This window comes from Flavicella sp. (genome assembly GCF_029238425.1).
In the GTDB taxonomy this organism is placed as follows: Bacteria; Bacteroidota; Bacteroidia; order Flavobacteriales; family Flavobacteriaceae; genus Flavicella.
Map to the genome: position 1 here is coordinate 1 of NZ_JAQWGB010000110.1, position 23,378 is coordinate 23,378.

23 protein-coding genes and 1 pseudogene are annotated in these 23,378 nt (G+C 33.9%); 19 read left to right on the plus strand and 5 right to left on the minus strand.

Going from position 1 to position 23,378, the window contains the following annotated elements:
• From P8H68_RS08200 to P8H68_RS08210, 3 genes and pseudogenes are all read left to right on the plus strand, one after another.
• Positions 1-234 (plus strand): annotated as a pseudogene (locus tag P8H68_RS08200) (methionine--tRNA ligase); the annotation flags it as partial.
• 104 nt (positions 235-338) lie between these two features.
• Positions 339-722 (plus strand): RidA family protein, encoded by a 384-nt coding sequence (locus P8H68_RS08205; protein WP_300323326.1) that lies wholly within the window; start codon positions 339-341, stop codon positions 720-722.
• 3 nt (positions 723-725) lie between these two features.
• Positions 726-1,241, plus strand: coding sequence for a DinB family protein (locus P8H68_RS08210; RefSeq protein ID WP_300323329.1), 516 nt, complete (start codon positions 726-728; stop codon positions 1,239-1,241).
• Here P8H68_RS08210 and P8H68_RS08215 read toward each other — a convergent pair.
• Positions 1,238-1,582, minus strand: coding sequence for a DUF6686 family protein (locus P8H68_RS08215; protein ID WP_300323332.1), 345 nt, complete (start codon positions 1,580-1,582; stop codon positions 1,238-1,240). The two genes, P8H68_RS08210 and P8H68_RS08215, sit on opposite strands and share 4 nt — an antisense overlap.
• A gap of 125 nt (positions 1,583-1,707) precedes the next feature.
• Between P8H68_RS08215 and P8H68_RS08220 the strand changes: the two genes are divergently transcribed.
• On the plus strand, positions 1,708-2,922 hold the full coding sequence (locus tag P8H68_RS08220; RefSeq protein WP_300323334.1) for a cysteine desulfurase: 1,215 nt from the start codon (positions 1,708-1,710) through the stop codon (positions 2,920-2,922).
• Between the two features lie 48 nt (positions 2,923-2,970).
• Here the strand turns inward: P8H68_RS08220 and P8H68_RS08225 are convergent, their stop codons facing one another.
• Together P8H68_RS08225 and P8H68_RS08230 are read right to left on the minus strand one after the other, a co-directional pair.
• Positions 2,971-3,603, minus strand: coding sequence for a ribonuclease H family protein (locus P8H68_RS08225; RefSeq protein ID WP_300323337.1), 633 nt, complete (start codon positions 3,601-3,603; stop codon positions 2,971-2,973).
• 69 nt (positions 3,604-3,672) lie between these two features.
• Positions 3,673-4,233: a phosphoribosylglycinamide formyltransferase gene (locus P8H68_RS08230; protein WP_300323339.1), complete on the minus strand. Its 561-nt coding sequence runs from the start codon at positions 4,231-4,233 to the stop codon at positions 3,673-3,675.
• A 177-nt stretch (positions 4,234-4,410) separates the two neighbouring features.
• Between P8H68_RS08230 and P8H68_RS08235 the strand changes: the two genes are divergently transcribed.
• The 6 genes from P8H68_RS08235 (at position 4,411) to P8H68_RS08260 (ending at position 9,312) form a co-directional block, all read left to right on the plus strand.
• Positions 4,411-4,647, plus strand: coding sequence for an acyl carrier protein (locus P8H68_RS08235; RefSeq protein WP_152286074.1), 237 nt, complete (start codon positions 4,411-4,413; stop codon positions 4,645-4,647).
• 7 nt (positions 4,648-4,654) lie between these two features.
• Positions 4,655-5,905 carry a beta-ketoacyl-ACP synthase II gene (gene fabF, locus P8H68_RS08240; RefSeq protein WP_300323345.1) on the plus strand — a complete coding sequence of 417 codons (1,251 nt, stop codon included), beginning with the start codon at positions 4,655-4,657 and terminating at the stop codon, positions 5,903-5,905.
• 7 nt (positions 5,906-5,912) lie between these two features.
• Positions 5,913-6,653 (plus strand): ribonuclease III, encoded by a 741-nt coding sequence (gene rnc, locus P8H68_RS08245; protein ID WP_300323347.1) that lies wholly within the window; start codon positions 5,913-5,915, stop codon positions 6,651-6,653.
• 136 nt (positions 6,654-6,789) lie between these two features.
• Positions 6,790-7,275 carry an IPExxxVDY family protein gene (locus P8H68_RS08250; RefSeq protein WP_300323349.1) on the plus strand — a complete coding sequence of 162 codons (486 nt, stop codon included), beginning with the start codon at positions 6,790-6,792 and terminating at the stop codon, positions 7,273-7,275.
• Between the two features lie 4 nt (positions 7,276-7,279).
• On the plus strand, positions 7,280-8,722 hold the full coding sequence (pyk, locus tag P8H68_RS08255; protein WP_300323352.1) for a pyruvate kinase: 1,443 nt from the start codon (positions 7,280-7,282) through the stop codon (positions 8,720-8,722).
• A 134-nt stretch (positions 8,723-8,856) separates the two neighbouring features.
• Entirely contained in the window at positions 8,857-9,312 is a 456-nt protein-coding gene (locus P8H68_RS08260; protein WP_300323355.1) for a CBS domain-containing protein, read from the plus strand.
• On the opposite strand, the gene P8H68_RS08265 is transcribed toward P8H68_RS08260, so the two are convergent.
• Both P8H68_RS08265 and P8H68_RS08270 read right to left on the minus strand, forming a co-directional pair.
• Entirely contained in the window at positions 9,309-9,659 is a 351-nt protein-coding gene (locus tag P8H68_RS08265) for a hypothetical protein (RefSeq protein ID WP_300323357.1), read from the minus strand. The genes P8H68_RS08260 and P8H68_RS08265 overlap by 4 nt on opposite strands.
• Before the next feature lie 55 nt (positions 9,660-9,714).
• Positions 9,715-11,193, minus strand: a complete 1,479-nt coding sequence (locus P8H68_RS08270) for a carboxypeptidase-like regulatory domain-containing protein (RefSeq protein WP_300323361.1) — start codon at positions 11,191-11,193, stop codon at positions 9,715-9,717.
• 156 nt (positions 11,194-11,349) lie between these two features.
• On the opposite strand from P8H68_RS08270, the gene ric reads away from it, so the two are divergent.
• The 9 genes from ric to P8H68_RS08315 form a co-directional block, all read left to right on the plus strand.
• Entirely contained in the window at positions 11,350-12,081 is a 732-nt protein-coding gene (ric, locus tag P8H68_RS08275; RefSeq protein ID WP_300323364.1) for an iron-sulfur cluster repair di-iron protein, read from the plus strand.
• 157 nt (positions 12,082-12,238) lie between these two features.
• Positions 12,239-12,784, plus strand: coding sequence for an RNA polymerase sigma-70 factor (locus P8H68_RS08280; protein WP_300323367.1), 546 nt, complete (start codon positions 12,239-12,241; stop codon positions 12,782-12,784).
• A gap of 101 nt (positions 12,785-12,885) precedes the next feature.
• Positions 12,886-14,025 (plus strand): FecR family protein, encoded by a 1,140-nt coding sequence (locus P8H68_RS08285; protein WP_300323370.1) that lies wholly within the window; start codon positions 12,886-12,888, stop codon positions 14,023-14,025.
• A 127-nt stretch (positions 14,026-14,152) separates the two neighbouring features.
• Positions 14,153-17,473, plus strand: coding sequence for a TonB-dependent receptor (locus tag P8H68_RS08290; RefSeq protein WP_300323373.1), 3,321 nt, complete (start codon positions 14,153-14,155; stop codon positions 17,471-17,473).
• 19 nt (positions 17,474-17,492) lie between these two features.
• A complete protein-coding gene (locus P8H68_RS08295) occupies positions 17,493-19,019 on the plus strand; it encodes a RagB/SusD family nutrient uptake outer membrane protein (protein WP_300323376.1) in 1,527 nt (508 codons plus the stop codon).
• Positions 19,020-19,137: 118 nt separating this feature from the next.
• Positions 19,138-20,058, plus strand: coding sequence for a hypothetical protein (locus tag P8H68_RS08300; RefSeq protein WP_300323379.1), 921 nt, complete (start codon positions 19,138-19,140; stop codon positions 20,056-20,058).
• Positions 20,059-20,164: 106 nt separating this feature from the next.
• Complete coding sequence (locus tag P8H68_RS08305; RefSeq protein ID WP_300323382.1) at positions 20,165-20,920, plus strand: SDR family NAD(P)-dependent oxidoreductase; 756 nt, start codon at positions 20,165-20,167, stop codon at positions 20,918-20,920.
• 1 nt (position 20,921) lies between these two features.
• Complete coding sequence (locus tag P8H68_RS08310) at positions 20,922-22,076, plus strand: DUF5929 domain-containing protein (RefSeq protein WP_300323385.1); 1,155 nt, start codon at positions 20,922-20,924, stop codon at positions 22,074-22,076.
• Positions 22,077-22,196: 120 nt separating this feature from the next.
• The coding region (locus P8H68_RS08315; RefSeq protein ID WP_300323388.1) for a class I tRNA ligase family protein at positions 22,197-23,378 on the plus strand (1,182 nt) is incomplete at its 3' end.

Here is a 23,378-nt window from a genome sequence, read left to right on the forward strand (position 1 = left end):
TTAAAAGTAGATACTGGGATAGATGTAAGAACAATTGTTTCTGGAATCGCAGAAAGTTTCAAGCCAGAAGAAATTATTGGTCAAAAAGTTTCTGTTTTGGTTAATTTAGCTCCAAGAAAATTAAGAGGTGTTGAAAGCCAAGGAATGATTTTAATGACGGATTCTAAGGATGGTAAATTGGCATTTGTTCAACCGTCTTCAGAGAATATTGCAAATGGCGCTCAAGTGAGCTAGATTTAAATATTAAATGAATTGTAAACCTAACAGCTCTTAATGTGTTGTTAGGTTTTTTTGTTTTTAGATGTTTCATGAAAGATATATCTTAGTAAAAAAAAGAAATGAGTAAAAGAATATTAATCAGTTCGGGTTCAAGTTTTGAAGAAGAAATTGGATATTCTCGTGCTGTTATCCGAGACAATTGGGTCTTTGTATCGGGGACTACAGGTTATGATTACGCTACAATGACTATCGCTGAGGATATCGTAGATCAAACCGAACAGTGTTTCTTAAATATCATCAGTACTTTAGAAAAAGCCAATGCCTCTTTAATAGATGTTGTTCGTGTAAATTATATTGTTCCCGTAGCCCAAGATTTTGAAAAATGTTGGCCTGTGTTAAGAAGGCACTTTGGAGATATCAAACCAGCAGCGACCATGATTTCTGCAGGTTTAGCAGATAAAAAAATGAAAATAGAAATTGAAGTAACAGCCTTGAAAAAATAAGATATGAAAATAAAGGATTTAAGTTTTATGCCAGAATTTTTTGATAGATATATCAATTTGGCCGATTCAGAAATGCCGTTGTTAGAGCAATTAGAAGCAACTATAGATATTTTTGAAGTTATAAAACCCGAATTAATTCGACACCAGGAGTATCGGTACGAAACTGGAAAATGGACGCCAAAGGATTTGTTGCAACATTGCATAGATACCGAAAGAGTACAAGCTTATAGAGCCTTGGCTTTTACTCGTGGAGATCAAAATAAACTGTCTGGAATGGATGAAAATAATTATGCCGCAAATGCAGAATCGAACAACAGAACCATTGAAGATCTGTTACAAGAGTTTGTTGAGCTTAGAAAAGCCACCATTTCTCTTTTTAAAAGTTTTTCTAACGAGATGCTTTTAAAAGAAGGTATGAGTTTTAGGAAAGTTTCTGTTTTAGCACTGGGTTTTGTAATTGTTGGTCACCCATTACATCATATCAATATATTGAAAGAAAGATATTTTAAAACGACTTAATTCAAAGAAAAACTATATTCCATTCGTTTGATGATATTTACTTTCAAAGGTTTTAAACAAAAGAGATCTTTTAGCTCGTGAAGTTCATGATGCGTCAAGGTCAGTGTTAAACTTTGATTTTCTGTGGGAATAGCTATTTCCTTGCAACTGCAGTCGTTTTCGGTTTTATGCTCGTCAACGATGTCTTTCAAGTCGAGGATATAATTTGTAAATGATTCGTAGCCTTTTAAGGTAAACGTGAAATTTAAGTTCTTATAAACAATATGATATTCATCAAAATATTGCTTTTTAGAAACAATACCATGGGTAGTCATGTTTAAAATTGTAATGTCTGAAGTCATACTAAAATGTTTTATACAAACATAAACATTATTTTTATTAAGTCTAAATAAAAGTTTTATTTTGTTCATTATAGTAGGTAAAGACTATTTCCTGTTGTATTTTTGCAGTTCAAATTAGTAGTCCTATGATTGATATTCAAAAAATAAGAGCGGATTTTCCTATTTTAAATGAAAAGGTAAATGGTAAACCATTGGTGTATTTTGACAATGCAGCAACAAGTCAAAAGCCACAAGTTGTTATTGATTCTATCGTAGACTATTATACTAAAATCAATGCAAATATTCATCGTGGAGTACATACACTTAGTCAAGTAGCTACGGATGCATATGAACAGGCAAGGCTAACGGTTCAGAAACATTTCAATGCAAAAAAATCGTTTGAAGTTATTCTTACCGCTGGAACCACACACAGTATCAATATAGTGGCAACGGGTTTCACAGATTTGTTACAAGAGGGAGATGAAATAATAGTTTCTGCGTTGGAACATCATTCTAATATTGTGCCTTGGCAAATGTTATGTGAACGAACAGGAGCTATTTTAAAAGTGATTCCTTTTAATGAAGCTGGGGAATTGCAGATGGATGTTTACGATTCTTTGTTGTCTGACAAAACAAAATTAGTATTTACCAATCATATTTCAAATGCTTTAGGAACGATCAATCCAGTACAAGAAATTATCGATAAAGCACATGCCGTTGGGGCCGCAGTTTTAATAGATGGAGCACAAGCTTGTCCACATATAAAACCTGATGTTCAAGCCATGGATGTAGATTTTTATGTAGCATCTGCCCATAAATTATGTGGTCCAACAGGAGTTGGTGTTTTGTATGGTAAAGAGGAATGGTTGAATAAAATACCACCCTATCAAGGAGGTGGTGAAATGATTGAAACGGTTACATTTGAAAAAACTACCTATGCTGGTTTGCCTCATAAATTTGAAGCAGGAACTCCCAATATCGCTGGAGGAATCGCTTTTGGTGTTGCTTTGGATTATATGAATGGTGTAGGTTTTGACAATATTGCTGCTTACGAAGATGAATTATTGAAGTATGGTACAGAAAAACTTCTTGAAATCGAAGGAATTAAAATATACGGGACTTCAGAGAAAAAGGCCGCTGTAATTTCTTTTAATTTAGAAGGAGTACACCCTTTTGATGTAGGAAGTATTTTAGATAAATTAGGAGTTGCGGTAAGAACAGGACATCATTGTGCACAACCGATTATGAATTATTTTGAAATTCCAGGGACAGTGAGAGCTTCTTTTGCTTTTTACAATACCAAAGAAGAGATTGATGTGTTTATTGATGCTGTTAAAAAGGCAAAAATGATGTTGTCATAATTAAAAAAACGCTACAACTGAGTAAAATACTTAAAGACAACTGCGTTGTCATTTACGGCCGAAATCGGCAGGAATTTCACCCCATGCTTTGGTTTCCCATTTTAGAATAGGATTTTGGAAGGGATTATTTTTCAACCATGATTCGGCTCGTTTTATCAAATCAAATAAAATTTCAGTGTCTTTATTGATTGGTAGTTTTGTTTTGCATTTACGTTGCTTTACCCATGAAATTGCGATTCTAGAATCAGAATAGATAGGCATGGTTGGTTGTTTTTTTTGTTGCAACCAAGCGAGTCCATGGACAAGCGCAAGAAATTCCCCTACATTATTAGTTCCGGATTTGTATGGGCCTTGAATAAAAAGTTGTGTAGAAGTACTGGTGGCAACACCTCTGTATTCCATCAATCCAGGATTCCCACTACAAGCGGCATCTACAGCAATTGTGTTTAATTGAGGTTTACCATAGGCTTCTTTTTCCTTGGCAGTAAGTTCTTTTTTCTTGGTGCTAACACCTTTGTATTCTTCATAACTAGCCTTAAAGGCTTTTTCAGCTAGGTCTTTGTCGGCAAAAGATTTGTATTTAGCTCCTGGGTATCCGTCAATATTTTTTTTACAGACATTCCAAGAAGTAAACACACCTCTTTTTTTTCCTTCCCAAACTACATAGTATTTTTTCGCCATAATTAGAAACCTTCACAACTTAAAGAGGCTTTATAGATATAAATATATAAAAGTATTTGTATTCTTTACTTATAAGAGGGCCTCTTCAATAACTTTTGGAAAATGAGCGTATTCTAATTGGTGTATGTTATTGGCAATATCCTCTGGAGAATCAGAAGCAGAAACAGCTGTTTTCGCTTGAAAGATAATCGCACCTTCGTCATAGTTTTCATTCACAAAATGAATTGTAATTCCTGTTTCCGTTTCTCCTTGTTCTTTTACAGCGGTATGTACATTCATACCATACATTCCCTTTCCTCCAAATTTAGGAAGCAAGGCAGGGTGAATATTTATAATTTTATCAGGATAAGCATCCACAATATTTTGTGGGATTTTTAATAAAAAGCCTGCTAAAATGACGTAATCTGCGTTTTTAAGTAGATGATCAAGTACAATTTCTTCCTCTAAAAAGGCTTTTTTGGGGAAATATTCAGCTGGAACGTTTAATTTTTTTGCTCTCTCAAGAACCTTTGCTTCTTTTCTGTTGGTAACGATGGAAGTTACTTTAATAGACTCGTGGTTCTCAAAGTATCGAATTATGTTTTCTGCGTTGCTACCTGATCCGGAAGCTAATATTGCTAATCTTTTCATGATATATTATAAAGGAAATTCAACTGCAAAAGAAGCAATAAATATTAATATTAGACCAAGATAATCAAATTATTAAAGATAATTTTTTATTTTAGTGAGCACATTTTTCGGGTAAAATGCTTTTTTAATTGAAAGTTTATTATTTTTGCCCCGATTTAAAATTTAAAATAAAAAATTATGTCAGACATTGCATCAAGAGTAAAAGCGATCATCGTTGATAAATTAGGCGTTGACGAAAACGAAGTAACTAACGAAGCGAGCTTCACTAACGATTTAGGAGCTGATTCATTAGATACAGTAGAATTAATCATGGAATTTGAAAAAGAATTTTCAATTCAAATCCCAGATGATCAAGCAGAAAACATTGGAACTGTTGGACAAGCAGTAAGCTATATAGAAGAAGCAAAAAAGTAAGACTTTTATGGAATTAAAGCGAGTAGTAGTAACTGGACTTGGTGCATTAACGCCAATCGGAAATAATATTGAAGAATATTGGAATGGACTAGTAAATGGTGTTAGCGGAGCTGCGCCTATTACTAATTTTGATGCTGCCAAGTTCAAGACTCGTTTTGCTTGCGAATTAAAAGACTTCAATGTCAACGATTTTATTCACAGAAAAGAGGCTAGAAAAATGGATAAGTTTACGCAGTATGCAATGGTTGCATCTGACGAAGCTATTGCTGACGCTGGTTTGACATCTGAGAATATTGATGTTGATAGAGTAGGGGTTATTTGGGGTGCAGGAATTGGTGGTATTGATACATTTGAACAACAAGTGTTGGAATTTGCTGCTGGTGACGGAACGCCTAAATTCAATCCTTTCTTCATTCCTAAAATGATTGCTGATATAGCACCAGGAATGATCTCAATTAAACACGGTTATAGAGGACCAAACTTTACAACTGTTTCTGCATGTGCCTCATCGGCAAATGCAATTATTGATGCATTAAATTATATTCGTTTAGGATATGCTGATGTGATCGTTTCAGGAGGTTCTGAAGCGGCAATTACGCAATCTGGAATGGGAGGCTTTAATGCTTTGCATGCATTATCTCAAAGAAATGACGATCCTAAGTCAGCTTCAAGACCTTTTGATAAAGACCGTGAAGGTTTTGTGATGGGTGAAGGTGCAGGAGCATTGATTCTAGAAGAATACGAACATGCAAAAGCACGTGGAGCAAAAATTTATGCTGAAATTGGTGGTGCAGGACTTTCTGCAGATGCACATCACTTAACAGCGCCTCATCCGGAAGGATTAGGAGCTAAAAATGTAATGCTTAACTGTATCAAAGATGCTGGTCTTACTATTGACGACATTGATGCAATTAACGTTCACGGAACATCAACTCCATTAGGAGATATTGCTGAAACAAAAGCAATTAAAGATGTCTTTGGAGAAAAGGCTTACAATATCAATATCAATTCAACAAAATCTATGACAGGGCACTTGTTAGGTGCTGCTGGAGCTATTGAAGCTATTGCTTCTATTTTAGCTATGAAACATGGAATTGTACCTCCAACAATCAATCACGTAACAAATGATGAGCGTATTGATGAAAAGTTAAATCTTACTTTGAACAAACCTCAAAAGAGAGATATCAAAGTAGCGATGAGTAACACTTTTGGATTTGGTGGGCACAATGCATGTGTATTGATAAAAAAAATAGACTAGATAGCCTTTGAAATTTATTCGAAACATAATCAAACCTCAAGATAAAGAAGACGAGGAGTTTTATGTTGCGCTTAAAAAATTATTAGGTTTTCGTCCTAAGAACATCAATTATTACAAAACAGCTTTTATACATAGATCTATAAAAGTATTGGATGAGAATGGTAATCCTATCAATTATGAAAGGATGGAATTTCTTGGCGATGCTATGTTAGGGTCTGTTATAGCAGCTTTTTTGTTTAAAACAGTTCCGGATGGGAATGAAGGGTATTTGACCCAAATGCGATCTAAGATTGTTAGTAGAAATCAATTGAACACCTTAGGAAAAGAGTTGGATTTAATCCGATTTGTGAAGAGTACCATTTCTAAAAATAGAATGGGTCAAAATATTTATGGAAATATTTTTGAAGCTCTAATAGGTGCAATTTATTTAGATAGAGGATATCGTTATTGTGAAAAATTTATCGACAAGCGTGTAATCAATGCTTTTGTGGATATTCCTTCTCTAGAAAATAAAATTACTAGTTATAAAGGGTTGATCATCGAATGGTGTCAAAAAACCAAAAAGAATCTTGAATTTCAAACCTATGAAGATTCTGGTAACGAAAATATTCGACACTACAGTGTCAAACTAGTAATTGATGGAAAAGTAATTTCTAAAGGAAGGTCAACTTCCAAAAAGAAAGCCGAGGAAATAGCGTCAAAAAGAATATATTTTGTCTATCAAGATGAAATCAAGAATATGCTCTAAATCCCTACAACGTTTTCGTATCTTTTTTTTAGGTTGCTCTAAATTATAAGTAACTTAGCCGAAGTTTTGTTCTGAAAAAACCTGTGTTTTTCGCATGTTTTTTAAAATTTGAAATCTAATAATAGAATTTGTTTTTATGCAAGTACATTCTTTGGAAATAGATGATTTTGAAGATTCAAATTTTACATTGATCGGTATTCATACAAGTTTACCGGATTATAAATTGGCATATCTTTTGAATAGGAATTTGAATACTTCCTTTCAAAAATCAAAGGATACGTTGGTTGTAGAAGAAGGTGTGCAGGATGCTTGTTTTTCTGTGTTCAACTATTTGGACGAGTCTATAGATGTAGATTGGTTTTTAATAGCAAATAAATTTCATGGTGTCTCACAGGTACCTATAGAAAATGGTTTGTTTGGAACGATTAATGAAACAGTAAACAGAACTAGCTATTTGATCCCGGAAAAAAAACAAACGGATTATTTAGTCAAAATTGAAGGTGATTTCGAGGAGTATCTAGTATACGAAACGATTCAAGAGATAAAGAAAATGGAGCAAGTTATGACCTCCTATATTATAGACATAGCAACACTTAAGTCGAAAGATTTTTTAATTATTTAGAATTATGTTAAAATCAAAAAGAACAAAAATTGTAGCAACCCTTGGACCTGCTGTCAATAACAGAGAAACTTTAAAAGAGTTAATGATCTCTGGTGTGAACGTTTTTAGAATTAACTTTTCTCATGCTGATTACGATGAGGTAACGAAAATTGTTAAGATTATTAGAGAGTTAAACGAGGAGATGGGATTCCATGTTGCTTGTTTAGCAGATTTACAAGGTCCAAAACTTCGTGTTGGAGTAATGGCGGAAGGTATTCAATTGGCAAAAGGAGATGTGTTTACATTTACTACAGCTGATTTGGCTGAAGGAACGCAAGAGAAAGCTTTTATGACTTACAAAAACTTCCCAGTGGATGTAAAAGTTGGAGAGCAAATCTTAGTGGATGATGGTAAATTACTTTTTGAGGTAACTGCTACAGATGGGAAAGAAAATGTAACTACGAAAGTATTACGTGGAGGACCATTAAAGTCTAAAAAAGGTGTAAACTTGCCTAATACGGCTATTTCTTTACCTGCATTGACAGAGAAAGATGTTAAAGATGCAATTTTTGCTTTGTCGTTAGAGGTAGATTGGATGGCTTTATCTTTTGTACGTAACCCTGCCGATTTAGATGATATTCATAAATTGATTGAAGAAAACTCTGATACTTCTGTGTATAGAACAAGGGTAATTTCTAAAATTGAAAAGCCAGAAGCTTTAGAAAACATTGATGCAATTATCGCTAATACGGATGCCTTGATGGTAGCTCGTGGTGATTTGGGTGTTGAGATCCCTATGGCTGAGGTTCCTTTGGTACAGAAAATGTTGGTAAGAAAAGCAAAAGAGGCTAAGATACCAGTTATTATTGCTACGCAAATGATGGAAACAATGATTGAGAATCAAGTTCCAACAAGAGCAGAGGTAAATGATGTTGCCAATTCTATTATGGATGGTGCAGATGCAGTAATGTTATCAGGAGAAACTTCAGTAGGAGCTTTCCCAGTTGAGGTGATTAGAAAAATGCGTGATATTATCACAAGCTGTGAGCATTCTCCATTAATTGAGGTACCAAGAGTTGTACCTGTATTGAAAGACCCAAAACGTTTTATTTCTAATGGAATTTGTTACCAGGCAGCTTTGTTGGCTGATAATATTGATGCTAAGGCAATTTCTACAGTAACGTATTCTGGTTATACAGCGGTTCAAATTTCTGCATTGAGACCAAATTCTCATATTTTGGCGTATTCTCCAAATAAGAGAGTATTGGCAATGTTGAATTTGTATTATGGCGTAAAAGCGAAGTATTACAGTAGTGATGCTTCTACTTTAGAAACTATTAAAGATGTAAACGCAATTGCAATTAAATACGGATTCCTTGAAAAAGGAGATCATGTAATTAATTTAAATGCATCACCTGTTGAAGAGCAAGGAATGACAAATAATATTAGAGTGAGTCAAGTACAATAGGCTACTTCTAAAACTATAATTTTAAAAGCGTTTTCAAATATAATTTGAAGACGCTTTTTTTTTATGAATAAATTTATATATTAGGGAAGCTAACAAAAAGCAAAAGAAATTGTTAACTACTAAAAATTAAACACATGGCGATAAAAAATTTTAAAGCACCGACTACGAAGGAAGAAAAAGATTATACGGATAAAATTTTTGTGTCTAAATATATGACCACTAAGTTAATCACATTTAAAGCAGATCAATCTGTATTAGAAGTGATGGAGTTGTTGATAAAGAATAAAATTTCGGGAGGACCGGTAGTAAATGATAATAATCAACTATTGGGGATTATCTCTGAGGGAGACTGTATGAAACAAATTGCTGAGAGTGGTTATTACAACGTTCCAATGAATGATGTAAAAGTAGAAGATCATATGGTAAAAGATGTGGAAACAATTACTTCTGGGATGTCAATATTTGATGTAGCTAGCTTGTTCTATAAGTCAAAGAGAAAACGTTTTCCAGTAGTTGATAATGGGGAACTGGTTGGGCAAATTAGCCGTAGAGATGTCTTAAAAGCTGCTTTGGCCTTAAAAGATATTTAAGATTCTTTTCTTACTAATAGATAAAAGTCATTTTCTAGAGCTAAGTAGCCTTCATCGTATACATAATAATACGTATTTCCAGTTTTGGTAGTGTAAATACTTGTAAAATATTGAAAATAAAATCCCTCGTCTATCAATTTAGATTTAGGGATTTTTGTTTTTCCAGAAGGATTTAATTTATGGAGTACTTTGTAGTTTTTTTTAAGTCGGTTGTTGATGTTGCGAATTAAATTTTTTGCCTCAGAATCTACTTTGTTGTTGTATGCATTTCTGCAATAATCAGAACAGAACTTTTTATCTGATCTTCCGATAAACTCATCTCCGCATTCAAGGCATTGTTTTTTCATAGTACGTTATTATTTTCCTAAGTTACAAAAATCCTTATGAGTAAGTTGTTCTGGTTTATTTAAGTTTTTTGTAGCCTTTTAATTTTTTTGTGGGCTCAATGATATCATATCCTTTCCATAAATTTTCATCAAATTGATCAATATGGATGACATTAAAAGTTTTCTTTTCTGTAAATCCATCAAATTTTTCTTCGTCAATTGTTTCAGTCTTAATAGCAAAGTATTCAATAGCCTCTTGAACTTGTAAATTTAAATTCAATCCGATTTTTAATTCTTTTAATGTTTTATCAAACAAAAATCTGTTTCTCTTTTTCTGTAATGCAATTTTTCTGTCTATTCTGATGTTGTAATTTTTGTTGAAAGAAAAATATTTCAATTGATAGGTGTCGTTTTCTTTTTCGAAATAGATAGAACCTTTAAACCCATTTTCTGTATAGCCAACGCCTAAGAAATTAAAGTTTTTTCCACGTTTTCCGTCAGCGTATTCATAACTAGCTTTTAGAAGGGCAAAGGTCTCTGTGCTGATAAAGACTTTACCAACGTATTTTCCTTTCTTTTTTGGCGTAAAGCTAATGATGTAAACGGATTCGTTGTTGACACTTGTGCTACCCTCTAATTCAAAATTATAACGACCTGTTTTGTGTAAAAACTCCCATAGATTTTTATCCTCTAGCGTCACGTAGTTCGATTTTTCTTTTAACTGTGCCTTAAAATAGGAGAGCGGTCTGCTGTCTGCGTTTTCAGGAACATCAGTAGTATCTTGTTCATAGTCTATTTTTTCTCCAAACATTCCGCTTTTAATTTTCCAGTATTCCTTGTCCTTTGTGTCCGCAAAAAGTGAGTTGAAAACGTCTTCATAATTTGCCAACTCTGCCAAATCTTTAGAAATCAATTCAACAGCTTGAATGGGTTCAATTTTAAAAGATGAAGTTTGTCCATTGAAATAAAAATCTGCTAAAAAGTCAAAATATGATGTAGAGGTTTTGGGCATTTTTTCCTCAAAATTTCTGATGGTCTCTTCGCTTAGTTCTTCAATAGTACTTTTTTTATAATCGAGCTCAATTTTATTCACGTCAGTGATATAGCGTTCCCTTGAAAATATTTGGGTTTTTTGAAAATTTGTATTGTAATTGAGTTCTTTATTTTTGAGAACATTTTTCACAATGTCCTCTACCTTTAATTGTTTGTTGGTAATGACCACTTCGTCTATGGACATCACGTCGGTGGTCAAAAGCAAGGTTGGGTTTTTAGATAGTTGTTCGTAGGTGGTGTTTACCGTTTTAAAACCAATAAATTGAAAGGAAATAGTGTCTGTTCCTTGTAATCCCTTTGTGTTTAATGAGTAGGTTCCAGATTCGTTTGTTATGGTTCCTCTGTTGCTTTTTTTGATCAATATATTCACATAGGGCAAAGCTGTCTTATTTCCTGTTTCTAAAACAGTTCCTTCAATAGATTGTGCTTGGCAATCTAAGGATGAAAAAAATAAAATACTTGAAATCAGAGCTAATCGAGATAAAGATTTAAGCAACATCATAATAGGTCTTTAAGTTTCTAATTTTAATGTGAAAATTTAAAGATACTCAATTCGTTACTCAGACAACGTGAATTCTAGATTAAGAACTTGCAAATGGTAAGATTTTGTATATATTTGTATAAAAGATTATTTTGTCTTTTAATAAAAATAGAAGTTATGTTAACAATAACCAAGGAATGTACTGTAGCAGATGTTGTCTCTAATAATATAAAAACGGCCGATATTTTTAAAAAACACGGCATTGATTTCTGCTGTGGAGGAGGAGTTTCATTGGATAAAATATGCGACAAGAAAGGTGTTTCTTACAATGTTTTATCAGAGGAGTTGAAAAATGTAGATGTGGTTACTAAGCGGGCGGAAAATTATGATACTTGGAATTTAAATTTCTTGATGGATCATATCGTAAATATACATCACAAGTATGTTTTGGATAGTGTGGATATTTTGAACCAATATATTAATAAAGTGGCCAAGGTGCATGGACATCATTATACAGAGCTGTTAGAAATTCAGTCTTTGTTTAGGGAGGTTGCTCAAGAATTAAATTTTCATATGCAAAAGGAAGAGAAAATTCTTTTTCCGTATATCAAATATTTAGTTCAAATAGAGAATGGAATGGAGGAGTATACAAAACCGCATTTTCAATCGGTTCAAAATCCTATTCAGGTAATGGAAGAAGAGCATGAATCGGCTGGGGATATTTTCAAAAGAATTGCTGAGTTGACAAATAATTATACCCCACCAAAGGAGGCTTGTAACACTTTTAAAGCAATGTATTCTAAGTTGCAGGAATTTGAAGAAGATTTACATCAGCACATTCATTTAGAAAATAATATACTACATCCTAAGGCCAAAAAAATAGAGAAAATGATATTGAGTGAACTTTAATAATTGTTGATTTTCCTGCTGTTCCATTGGTGATAGGTGGCAAAAGTGTTCTGAAAATTGAAGCTTGGTTTATCGGTAATAATATTTTATTATATTTGGGACAACCAAACCAAACTATTACTTGAACTTAAAATTAGCTCATAAAAATAGCCAAACTATGGCTGAAAAAAGAGATGCTCATACTTTGAGCTTTGAGCAGGTATACCAACAATATTGGTCCAAACTTTATATTTATGGCTTTCGAGTGCTTAAGGATAAAAGTGTTGTTGAGGATTTAGTTCAAGAAATTTTTCTTTCATATTGGAAAAAAAAAGATACGCTTGAAGTGGTCAATATATCCGCATATTTGTTTCAATCTTTACGTTTTCAGATTTATAAATATTACAGAGACACCAAATTTAAAACTTTAGATATTGAAAAATTTTCAAATATTGTAAGTGTAAATACTGCTGACGAGCTGTTAAATTTGGAGGATACAAAAAAGCTTGTGAATACTTGTCTGGATAAACTTCCTAAAAGATGTAGAGAAATATTTTATCTAAGTAGGTTTAAAAACTTAAGTCATAAAGAAATTTCTGAAGAATTAAATATTTCCAATCAAACCGTTAAAAATCAAATGTCTATTGCTTCAAAATATCTTCAGGAGCACTATAAAGAACTTACCTTTTTGCTGCTTTTGGTTGAGCAACATATTTTTTTTTAAAAAAACTTTAGTTTTCATCGGTACCTTTTTTATAAAATAGGTACTACTATAATACAAGGGTGTATTCTTTGTGTTGTATACTAACGAAAACAAAAGTTCCATTGAAGATAAAAGAAATAAAAAAGGAAATTAAATCTTTTCTGAAAGGGGAAAGTTCTGAAACCCAAAAAAAAGAATTATCCGCTTTCTTAGATTCATATCAATCCGATGATTATTCATGGAAATCAGAATATGGTGATGAAGATGAGGTTAGAAATAGAATCCTAAAAAACATTCAAAAGAAATTACCCAAAGAAAAAAGAAAGCCATCCTCAATAGTTTATCTAGTAAAATATGCTGCCGCTGTTGTGTTGATTTTGGGAGCTGCATTTTATTGGGAGTCCCAACAAATTATAAACAATGGACCTGCGCCTATAGATAGTGATGAGATTGTGTTGCGTTTGAGCGATGGGTCTACAAAAATTATCAATACTGCCCACAAGGATGACCTGGTAGACATAAAAGGAACCATCATTGGTGTTCAATTAGAAGATAAAATTTCTTATGCGGATACAAATCTAGGAGATGTTTCTGACGAGCTTGTTTTTAATGAATTATATGTTCCCTTTGGAAAAAAATTCGAGTTGGAGTTGAGTGATGGTACACAAGTTACCTTAAATTCTGGTTCTTCATTAAAGTACCCCGTACGATTTCTTGACAATCAGGTAAGAGAAGTTTTCCTAACGGGTGAGGCATTCTTTGATGTAACAAAAAGTAAAACAGATATTTTTAAAGTGCACGCCAATGAAATTGTGACCGAAGTTTATGGGACACAGTTTAATATTATGGCATATGAAAATGAAGATATTCAAGAAGTTGTTTTGGTTGAAGGGTCTGTTGGTGTTTCGAACACTGTGGACTCTTCAAATCAAAAATTAATGCTGGTGCCAAATCAAAAAGCACAGTTAAACAAAACAACAGCCACTATTTCTAAGAAGGACGTCAATGTGGATAGTTACATCGCATGGAAATACGACGTTTTGAATTTTCAAAATTTAAAATTTCAAGATATTCTTAAAAAAATGGAAAGACACTATAATATTACAATAGTGAATGAGTTTCATGGGATAGAAAACGATCCTTATACAGGAACTTTTGAAACAGAAACACCATCACAAATTTTAAGTTATCTAAGCCATATTAGACCTTTTCAGTTTAAAGTAGAAGGAGATGTAATAACCATCTCTCAGTATAAGAACTAATTATTAAACCTGTCTGTTGCGCAACCGACTCAATTCAAAAATAGATATAAATGATATAAACTAAACTTAACCAAACCGAACACCAAAACAACTTAACTATTTTCAATTTACTTAACCAAACCAAATTATGAAAATAAACCAAACCATGCTAAAAGACAGATCCCTGTCTTTTAGGCAAAAGTTACGTTTTAAAATTACGTTAGTGCTGTTGTGTATGTCCTTGTTTACCGTTAAAGCAAGCGATTATTCTCAAAAAACCAAGATTTCTCTCAATTTAGACAATGTTACTGTAGAACAAGTCTTTTTTGAAATCAAAAGAAATACGGAATTTAATATTTTATTTAAAAATCCAGATGTTGACCTCAATAGAAAGGTTACCGTAAAAGTTACGAAAGAAACCGTAGATAAGGTTTTAGATATTGTTTTCTCTAATACACAAGTTTCCTATAAAATTGTTGACAAACAAATAGTTTTGACCAAAACGATTGTACAGCCAGCGATAAAAGAAATTATTGTTGAAGAGGAACAAACAACAACAGTTTCTGGTGTCATTAAAGATGATACCAATTCTCCACTTCCTGGAGCAAGTGTTGTAGCAAAAGGTTCTACTATTGGAACGGAAACAGATTTTGATGGGAACTTTTCCTTGGAAGTGCCTGAAGGTACAACTGCCTTGGTAGTTTCTTACCTGGGTTTTAAAACTACGGAAGTAAATATAGTTGGTAAAACATCTATAACTTTAAGTTTAGAAGCGGACGCTGCGGCCTTAGATGAGGTGGTGGTTGTAGGTTATGGAACAGCAAAAAGAAGTGACCTTACAGGGGCTTTGGCTTCGGTTTCTTCAAAAGATTTTGACAAACAGCCCATTACAAGAGTAGACCAGGCATTGCAGGGTAGAGCTGCGGGGGTTCAGGTAAATCAAACAAGTGGAGCACCAGGATCAGGATATAAAATTAGAATTCGTGGATCCAATTCAATTAGTGGGAATAATAATCCATTGTATTTGGTTGACGGTATCGCTGTGTCAAGTATCAATGCGATCAATTCAAATGATATAAAAACCATGGAGATTTTGAAGGATGCTTCTGCAACAGCAATCTATGGTTCAAGGGGAGCGAATGGGGTTGTATTGATTACTACTAAAAATGGTGGTGGAAAAATGAAGGTGCGTTTTGAATCTTTTTATGGAGTTTCTAATGTGTCACAAAAATTAAAATTAATGACACCTTCTCAGTTTGCAGAAGGGGTAAATCACGCCAATGGGGATGGTACATTTACAAGTACAGAAATAGACGACCTAAAAACAAATGGAGGTGAAGACTGGCAAGAAAGATTATTTAGGTCTGCTCATTTTGCAAACCAACAGCTTACCATAAGTGGTGGGACTGATAAATTAGATTATTACTTATCCGGGAATTATTTTGATCAAGATGGTACCATTATCAATCAGAATTACAAAAGAATGGGATTGCGTGCTAATGTAAATGCAAAACTATCAAATAAGGTAAAAGTGGGGATGAATACCTATATCAACCGAGAGGAATTTAGAGGGGTGAGAGCGAATATAGCAACAGGTCTAACTTGGGATCCAACTACTCCGGCATTTGATGAAAATGGAGATTACAATTTCGTGCCTATCAAAGGGGCCGTAGGAAATGGAACACCGAACCCTTTGGTGGCTCCAGAAAATAATACACGTGAAGATTTTAACAATCAAATTATCGCTAATGGTTATTTCAATTATGATATCACAAAGGAGTTTACTTTTAATTTTTCTGGAGGGGTAGATCAGGCTAGAAACGTGGATAATAGAGCTACTTCGATTTTGGTAAATAATGGGTCTGCAAGTGTGAGAAACACAGAGAGAATTAATACTCAGATCACGAACCGATTGACCTATACAAATGAAAGAAACGAGAATCACAAAATTAAAGTGGATGCTGTATATGAAGAATTAAAAAGTTCTACAATTTGGACAGAGGCAAGTGCAAATGGTTTTTTTGCAGATAAATCGTATAAGTTTTTAGCATTAGGAGATGTTCAGAATACAAGTAATGATTCTTATACAAGAGCGCTGCAATCATTTTTAGGAAGGTTCAATTACAACTTATTTGACAAGTATCTGATTACTGCTTCCTATAGAGCAGATGGTTCTAGTGTATTTAGAGATGGAAACAGATGGAGTTATTTCCCTTCAGCTTCACTAGCGTGGAAAATCAAAAAAGAAAGTTTTATGCAAAGTGTTGATGCTATTAGTGCTTTGAAAGCAAGAATAAGTTATGGTGTAACGGGTAGTCAATCCATCAATCCAAGAGATAGTTATGTAGCGCCTATTACAGGACCAGATGTAAATTATCCGTACCAAGGAACTTCCAACTCTATTGGAATAGCACCTTCAGATAGAGCAGCAAATCCAGATTTAAAATGGGAAACTACAGCGCAAACGAATTTTGGAATTGATTTAGGTTTGTGGAACTCTAAATTAAACTTGTCTTTTGATTATTATGTTAAGAATACTTCTAATCTTTTGTTGGATAGATTACTTGATGGATTAGGTGGACCAAGTGTTATGACGGTGAATGCCGGGGAAGTTCAAAATAAGGGATATGAAATAGCTTTTGGTTGGAGAGTTTTTGACAACGATGAGTGGCATGTAAACTCTAATTTGTCTTTTGCTTCAAACAAAAACGAAGTAGTCTCTTTGGTAGACGATAAGGAGTTCATGGAGTTGGGGAATACTTATTATGACAATACTTTTCCTGTGAACCCAACGAGAGTTGAAGTAGGAAAATCGATAAGTTCTTTTAGAGGTTATGTATTTGAAGGGGTGTATCAAACGGATGAAGCGGCAGAAGCAGCAGCATTCGGAAGAGTTCCTGGAGATGCAAAATACAAAGATGTCAATGATGATGGAATTATTTCGTCAGATGATATTACGACTGTAGGAGATGGAAACCCCGACTTTACTTGGGGTTGGAACTGGGACGTGTCCTATAAAAATTTCGATCTGAATTTCTTATTGTTAGGATCGCAAGGAAATGATATTTATAATTTTCAAAGAATGCGTATGATGGGACTAGGATCAGCGCAGTTTCATGCGGTTCATGGAGAGTATGTAAACAGGTGGTCTCCAACAAATCCTAGTAATATTCCAGCGAATAGAGATACAACAGAAACTTTGTCTTCTCAGTTTGTTGAGGATGGATCTTACATAACCTTGAAGACACTTTCTCTTGGGTATTCCATACCAAGTAATTTAATTAGTAAAGCAGGTATAGATTCTTTCAGAGTTTATTTGAATGCTGAGAATTTGTTCATCTTGACGAATTATAAAGGGTTTGATCCAGAGTCTACAGCATCCGGAGGATCGGATTTGGATTTAGGTATTGATTATAACGCCTATCCAATCAACAGATCTTTTTCGTTGGGAGTAAACTTTACTTTTTAATTAATAAAAATAACACATTATGAAACATATAAACAGATATATAATTAATCCAGTGTTGGTAGTTGCATTGCTATTCATTGGACATTCATGTATTGATTTAGAAGAAGATTTGTCTAGTGTTCTTTTGATTGATCAATTGAAATCTGAAAATGAAGTTGTGGCTGCGTTGACATCGGTGTATAGAAATACACAAAAAACATATGCACAACCTCATAAATTAAGAGTGCCAACGTATGGCTCAGATGATCTTACAACATGGTGGGCCGGGAATAAGGCCCCGCTAAGAATTTACGATGGATTCAACTATGGAGGTGGTGAAAATGCAGATAATGCATGGATGCAAGAAAGTTGGGATCATTTATGGAAGAGCGTTTATTATACAAACACTTTGATTCAAGGATTGAAAACTGCATCTGTATCAGCAGAAGTTGTGAAGGTTGCAGATGCTGAAGCTCGTTTTCATAGAGCATTGGCGTATTTTCATTTGGTGAGAGTTTGGGGGAATGTTCCGGCAAATTTAGAGGAGAGTGTTTTAACAGGAGAAGAACCTAGATCTACCGTCTTAAATAATTACAATCATATTGAAGCGGATTTGTTGATTGCTGAAGCTGGTTTGCCGGCTCCTGGAGCAAATGTTCCTGGTAGATTGCATTCCGGTGCTGCAAAAGCATTGTTGGCAGATCTGTATTTGACTTGGGGAGGTTGGCCTGTAAAGGATGCAACAAAGTATCAAATGGCAGCAGATAAGGCAAAAGAGGTTGTTGATATGGGGTATTTTGAACTTTTGGCTATAGATCAATTATGGTTGTTTAATAATCAGAATAGCAAAGAGGCAGTGTTTTCTGTACAGTTTTCTGAGGATGAAAACCTAGGTTCAGCTTATGCTTCAGCCTTTAGTTTTCATATGTCTAGAGGATGGTCTGATGCCTATCCGGAATTACAATTTTTCAACGATTTTCCCGCAGGAGCAAGAAAAGATGCGACTTTTGTAACCGATATTCCAAATAGAGGAGTTTCGGCGGGTCAAATCGTGGATAAGGATCCAGCAACTATTCCTTGGGCAGATTCTGAAAGAATGCATCCTATGTATAAAAAATTCACCTTATCAGAGAATCTAAACGTAGGAAATAGGGTTGCTAGTTTTAGATCTTTTGAAGTAATACGTTATGCTGAGGTGTTGTTGGTTTTTGCTGAAGCACAAGCTAGAGGTGACGGGGAAACACCAGCTTCTATAGATGCTTTGAATCAGGTTAAAAGAAGAGCTGCAGGTTTGCCATATAATACGCCAGATGTTGGAGTTGATGTAACCACGGCAACTGCAGAGGAAATTGTAGCCGAGAAAGGTTGGGAGTTAGCCGGAGAACATAAGCGTTGGTATGATTTGATACGTACAGAAACTTTGGAAGCTATTGCTTTGGATAGAGATCCAACAGAAAATGTGCCGCTAACAAAACAGCCTACAAAGGATAATTATATTAGTCCGATTCCGGCAAGATTTATTTCTTCAGCCGTGATTCAGAACCCAGCGGGCTTTGTAGTACAATAATAGATGTAATATTTTACAGGGGAAATCTGTGAAAATAGGGTCTTTGAAAAGAAATTTTCAAGGGCTCTATTTTTTTGGCACAAACTTTGAAAAGTCTTAAGTATTAAACCTAATGCCTATGAGACTTTTAAAAATTACTTTTTCGTTAACAATTTCATTGTTGCTGTTTAGCTCTTGTATTATAAATGAGTATTCAAATGATTATCCAGAGGAGCAGTTAGATGATCCTAGTTTTGTGGAGGCCTATGATGTATGGTATTTAGATTATCATGCTACTCAGGGTTCAGATGAAATTCCATATTTGCAATTGGCTTTTACTTTGTCTTTTGATAGAGGTAAGCTGTATGCAAATAATAATATTTCAGGCATAGGGTTTCAGGGAAATGGTTACGGAATTCAAATTGGGAATTACGATTTGAATCGAGGTTTGTTAGTTGCGAATCACGATTTGGATGGTCAAGATACTTTTGAAGTGTGCCAGTTGTCTAAAAATGAAATTGAATTGTATAATGCTACTACTGATACCAGTTATTTTTTAATAGGGTACGATGTGGATGAATTTGATTACGATAAATTATTTTATGAGAATATAGAATACCTTTTACAGGACTTTGAAATATGGAGAAAATACGACACAAGTATTGCCGGAACTAGGAATGAATTTGATTATGAGAACTTTTTAAGCTTTATTGCAGGAAAAAATAATACATTTTATTCTTCAAAATCAAAAGCTGGCACGGATATTGATTTAGTCTATTGGAATTACGAAGGTAATTATGAAGTCTTTGACATTGATGGCTATGACGATTTGAAAGTTTTAACATTGGGTTATGATAGTATTAACACCGAAACTTTTGAGTTAACTGTAGTAAATGATACTATTGTGGAGTTATTTCATATCAATTCTGGGACAACATATAAATTTGAAGGAGATTATTTTATTCAATATTTAAAGGATGGAAAAATTTCTGAAAAAAATAAAACAACGCGGAAACGCACAAAGATAAAAAGACAAAAAATAAATAAAATTTCATATTAAGTTTGGTTAGTTGATTTTGGTTGGTTGTGGTTATCCAATCAAAAATAAGAAAACCGTCACCGCTTGGAGACGGTTTTTTTTATACCTTTAACTTAAATATTTTAAAGTGAAAAAAACAGCCTTTATCACCGGTGCAACTTCCGGAATAGGAAAAGCCACCGCAGAGATTTTTGCAAAGAATAATATCAGATTGATTTTATGTGGACGAAGATTAGATCGATTGGAGTTATTGCAAAAAGAACTTTCTAAGACTACCGATGTTTGTATATTAAATTTTGATGTAAGCGATAAAAATGCTGTTTTTAAAGCCGTTGCGTCTTTGCCTGAGAATTTTAAGGAAATTGATATTTTGATTAACAATGCAGGAAATGCACATGGTTTAAGTCCTGTTCAAGAGGGTGATACCAATGATTGGGAGGCAATGATTGATATTAATATCAAAGGGTTGCTGTATGTAACCAAGGCAATTAGTCCGAGTATGGTGGCTCTAAAGAAAGGTCAGATAATTAATATAGGATCCATTTCTGCAAAAGAAGTGTATGAAGGTGGAAATGTATATTGTGCTACCAAACATGCTGTTGATGCCTTGAATAAAGGGATGAGAATGGATTTAAGTAAATACGGAATTCGTGTTTCAGCAGTGCATCCTGGACTTGTAGATACAGAGTTTTCAACGGTTAGGTTCAAAGGAGATGTGGAGAGGGCAGATGATGTTTATAAAGGATTCGAAGCTTTAAAAGCTGAAGATATAGCAGACTTGATTCATTTTGTGGTAACCCGACCGTATCATGTGAATATTTCTGATATTTTAATTCTACCAAACGCTCAAGCCTCCGGGACTCAAATTCATAAAGAATTTTAAAATGATCAACAAGCGCCTTCTTATCAGGAATCTATTAAATCATAACGATGAAAATAGTTTCTATGATAATAAGCTAAAAATTGATCTAGACTCTAAAGAAGGCAAGGCAAAGTTTCTAAAGCATATTTGTGCGTTGTCTAATTCAAACCCAGAAAATAACTCTTACATCGTAATTGGGGTTGAAGACGAAACAAATAAAATTATTGGTGTTGATTTTTTTGACGACAGCCGAATTCAAGATTTGGTCAATTCTTGTTTGGTGAATCCTCCGATTATTAAATATGAAAATATTTCTTTTCCTAGATTACAACGACATAAAGTTGTGGGTTTGGTAACAATTATACCAACAAATAAATTATCATCTCTTAAAAAAAATTATTGGAAATATACTAAAGGAATGGCTTTCTTTAGAAAAGGTAGTGCATCAACACCTACTAGAGATGGTTTTGTGTTGAGGAATAACAATAAGGAACTCGTTCAAAAATTAGAAAAAAATTCTAGTGATAACCTTGAGTTGACATTAAATGGAGTCTTTGATTTTATCAAGCAGCATCCTCCAAAACTAAACCCAAATTATCTAGTTTTTAAGGAGTATTTTGTATTGTGTTGGGCGGGAGAAAAAAAATACATTGATGGAGAATTGTATTACACCCGTGTAGATATTGAGTTGATCAAAGAGCAAGTTCGCTTATTTTTTTCATCATTAGATATTGTAACGATTGAGATAAATAAAGAGTCTTTTATAATTACAGAATATGTTTATTTGGGGATTTTAAAAGACTTAAAAAAATATCCTTTAGAAAAAACGGTCATCCATTTTAGTGATAATGGAACCTATAATATTGCCACAGAATTTTTATTTGAAACCCCAAGATTTGATCAAAAAAATCTTCAAACTGTATATGATGAAAACAATATAGTATTAGAAAAAATAGTTCAAAAAAAAGTGTTGACACATTTTGAAAATGAGGTTTTTAAAGATTTTCCAATTACTTATTTAATTTGTTCCTTAAATGGGTTTCATGAAGCGAAAGATAAGTTGCAATCTGCAAGTTTATATTTGAAAAAATTGGAGGATAAAAAAAGTTATGTACAGTACAAAGAGGCAATTCGTTTGTTGCGAAAAGTGAAATACCAATTTCAAAATAAAATTTGAACCAAAGCTATAGTAAGTGTTCATTTTTAGCTTTTTAGCGCTTGTTTTCTTAACGTAAAAATGCTTGTAAAATCTCATAGAAAATATGTATTTTCGCAATTCAATTGAATTCAAGGAAAAATGAGTGCTAAATTTAGAGAATACAAAGGGTTAAGTTTAACAAATGTAGCTGATGAGACGCTAAAATTTTGGAAAGAAAATGATATTTTCCAGAAGAGTATTAGCAGTAGGGAGGGAAAAGAGCCATATGTGTTTTTTGAAGGACCACCATCTGCAAACGGGTTGCCTGGTATTCACCATGTTATTGGACGTACTATAAAAGATATTTTTCCAAGATATAAAACCATGAAGGGGTTTAAAGTTCAGCGTAAAGCCGGATGGGATACTCATGGTTTGCCAGTTGAATTAGGAGTTGAAAAAGAATTAGGGATTACCAAAGAAGATATCGGTACTAAAATTTCGATCGAAGAATACAACGATGCTTGTAGAAAAGCGGTAATGAAATACACGGATGTTTGGAATAATCTAACCGAAAGAATTGGGTATTGGGTAGATATGGAAGATCCATATGTTACTTATAAACCAAAATACATGGAATCTGTATGGTGGTTGTTGTCTCAAATGTACAAAAAAGATTTGTTGTACAAAGGGTATACGATACAGCCTTATTCTCCAAAAGCCGGGACAGGATTGAGTTCACACGAAATCAATCAGCCTGGAGCTTATCAAGATGTTACGGATACCACAATTGTGGCTCAGTTCAAAGCAGTAAAAGATACCTTACCGGAAAAATTACAAGCTTTGGCTGGAGATGTTCATTTCTTGGCATGGACAACAACACCATGGACATTGCCATCAAATACAGCCTTAACTGTTGGACCAAAAATTGACTATGTAGCTGTAAAGTCGTTCAACCAATATACATTTGAGCCAATAACTGTAGTGTTAGGAAAAGCTTTGGTTGGCAAACAATTTGGGAAGAAATTCTCAGTTGTAGAAAATGAAGCTGATTTAGCAAACTACAAACAAGGAGATAAAAAAATTCCTTTTATAATTGTTGAAGAAATCAAGGGTGCTGAATTAGTAGACTCTAGATTCGAACAATTATTGCCATATGCATTGCCATACGAAAATCCAGAGAATGCTTTTAGGGTAATTTCGGGTGATTTTGTAACTACTGAAGATGGTACTGGTATAGTACATACAGCACCTACTTTTGGAGCGGATGATGCCTTGGTAGCAAAACAAGCTACACCAGAAGTACCGCCAATGTTGGTGTTGGATGAAAACGACAACCCTATT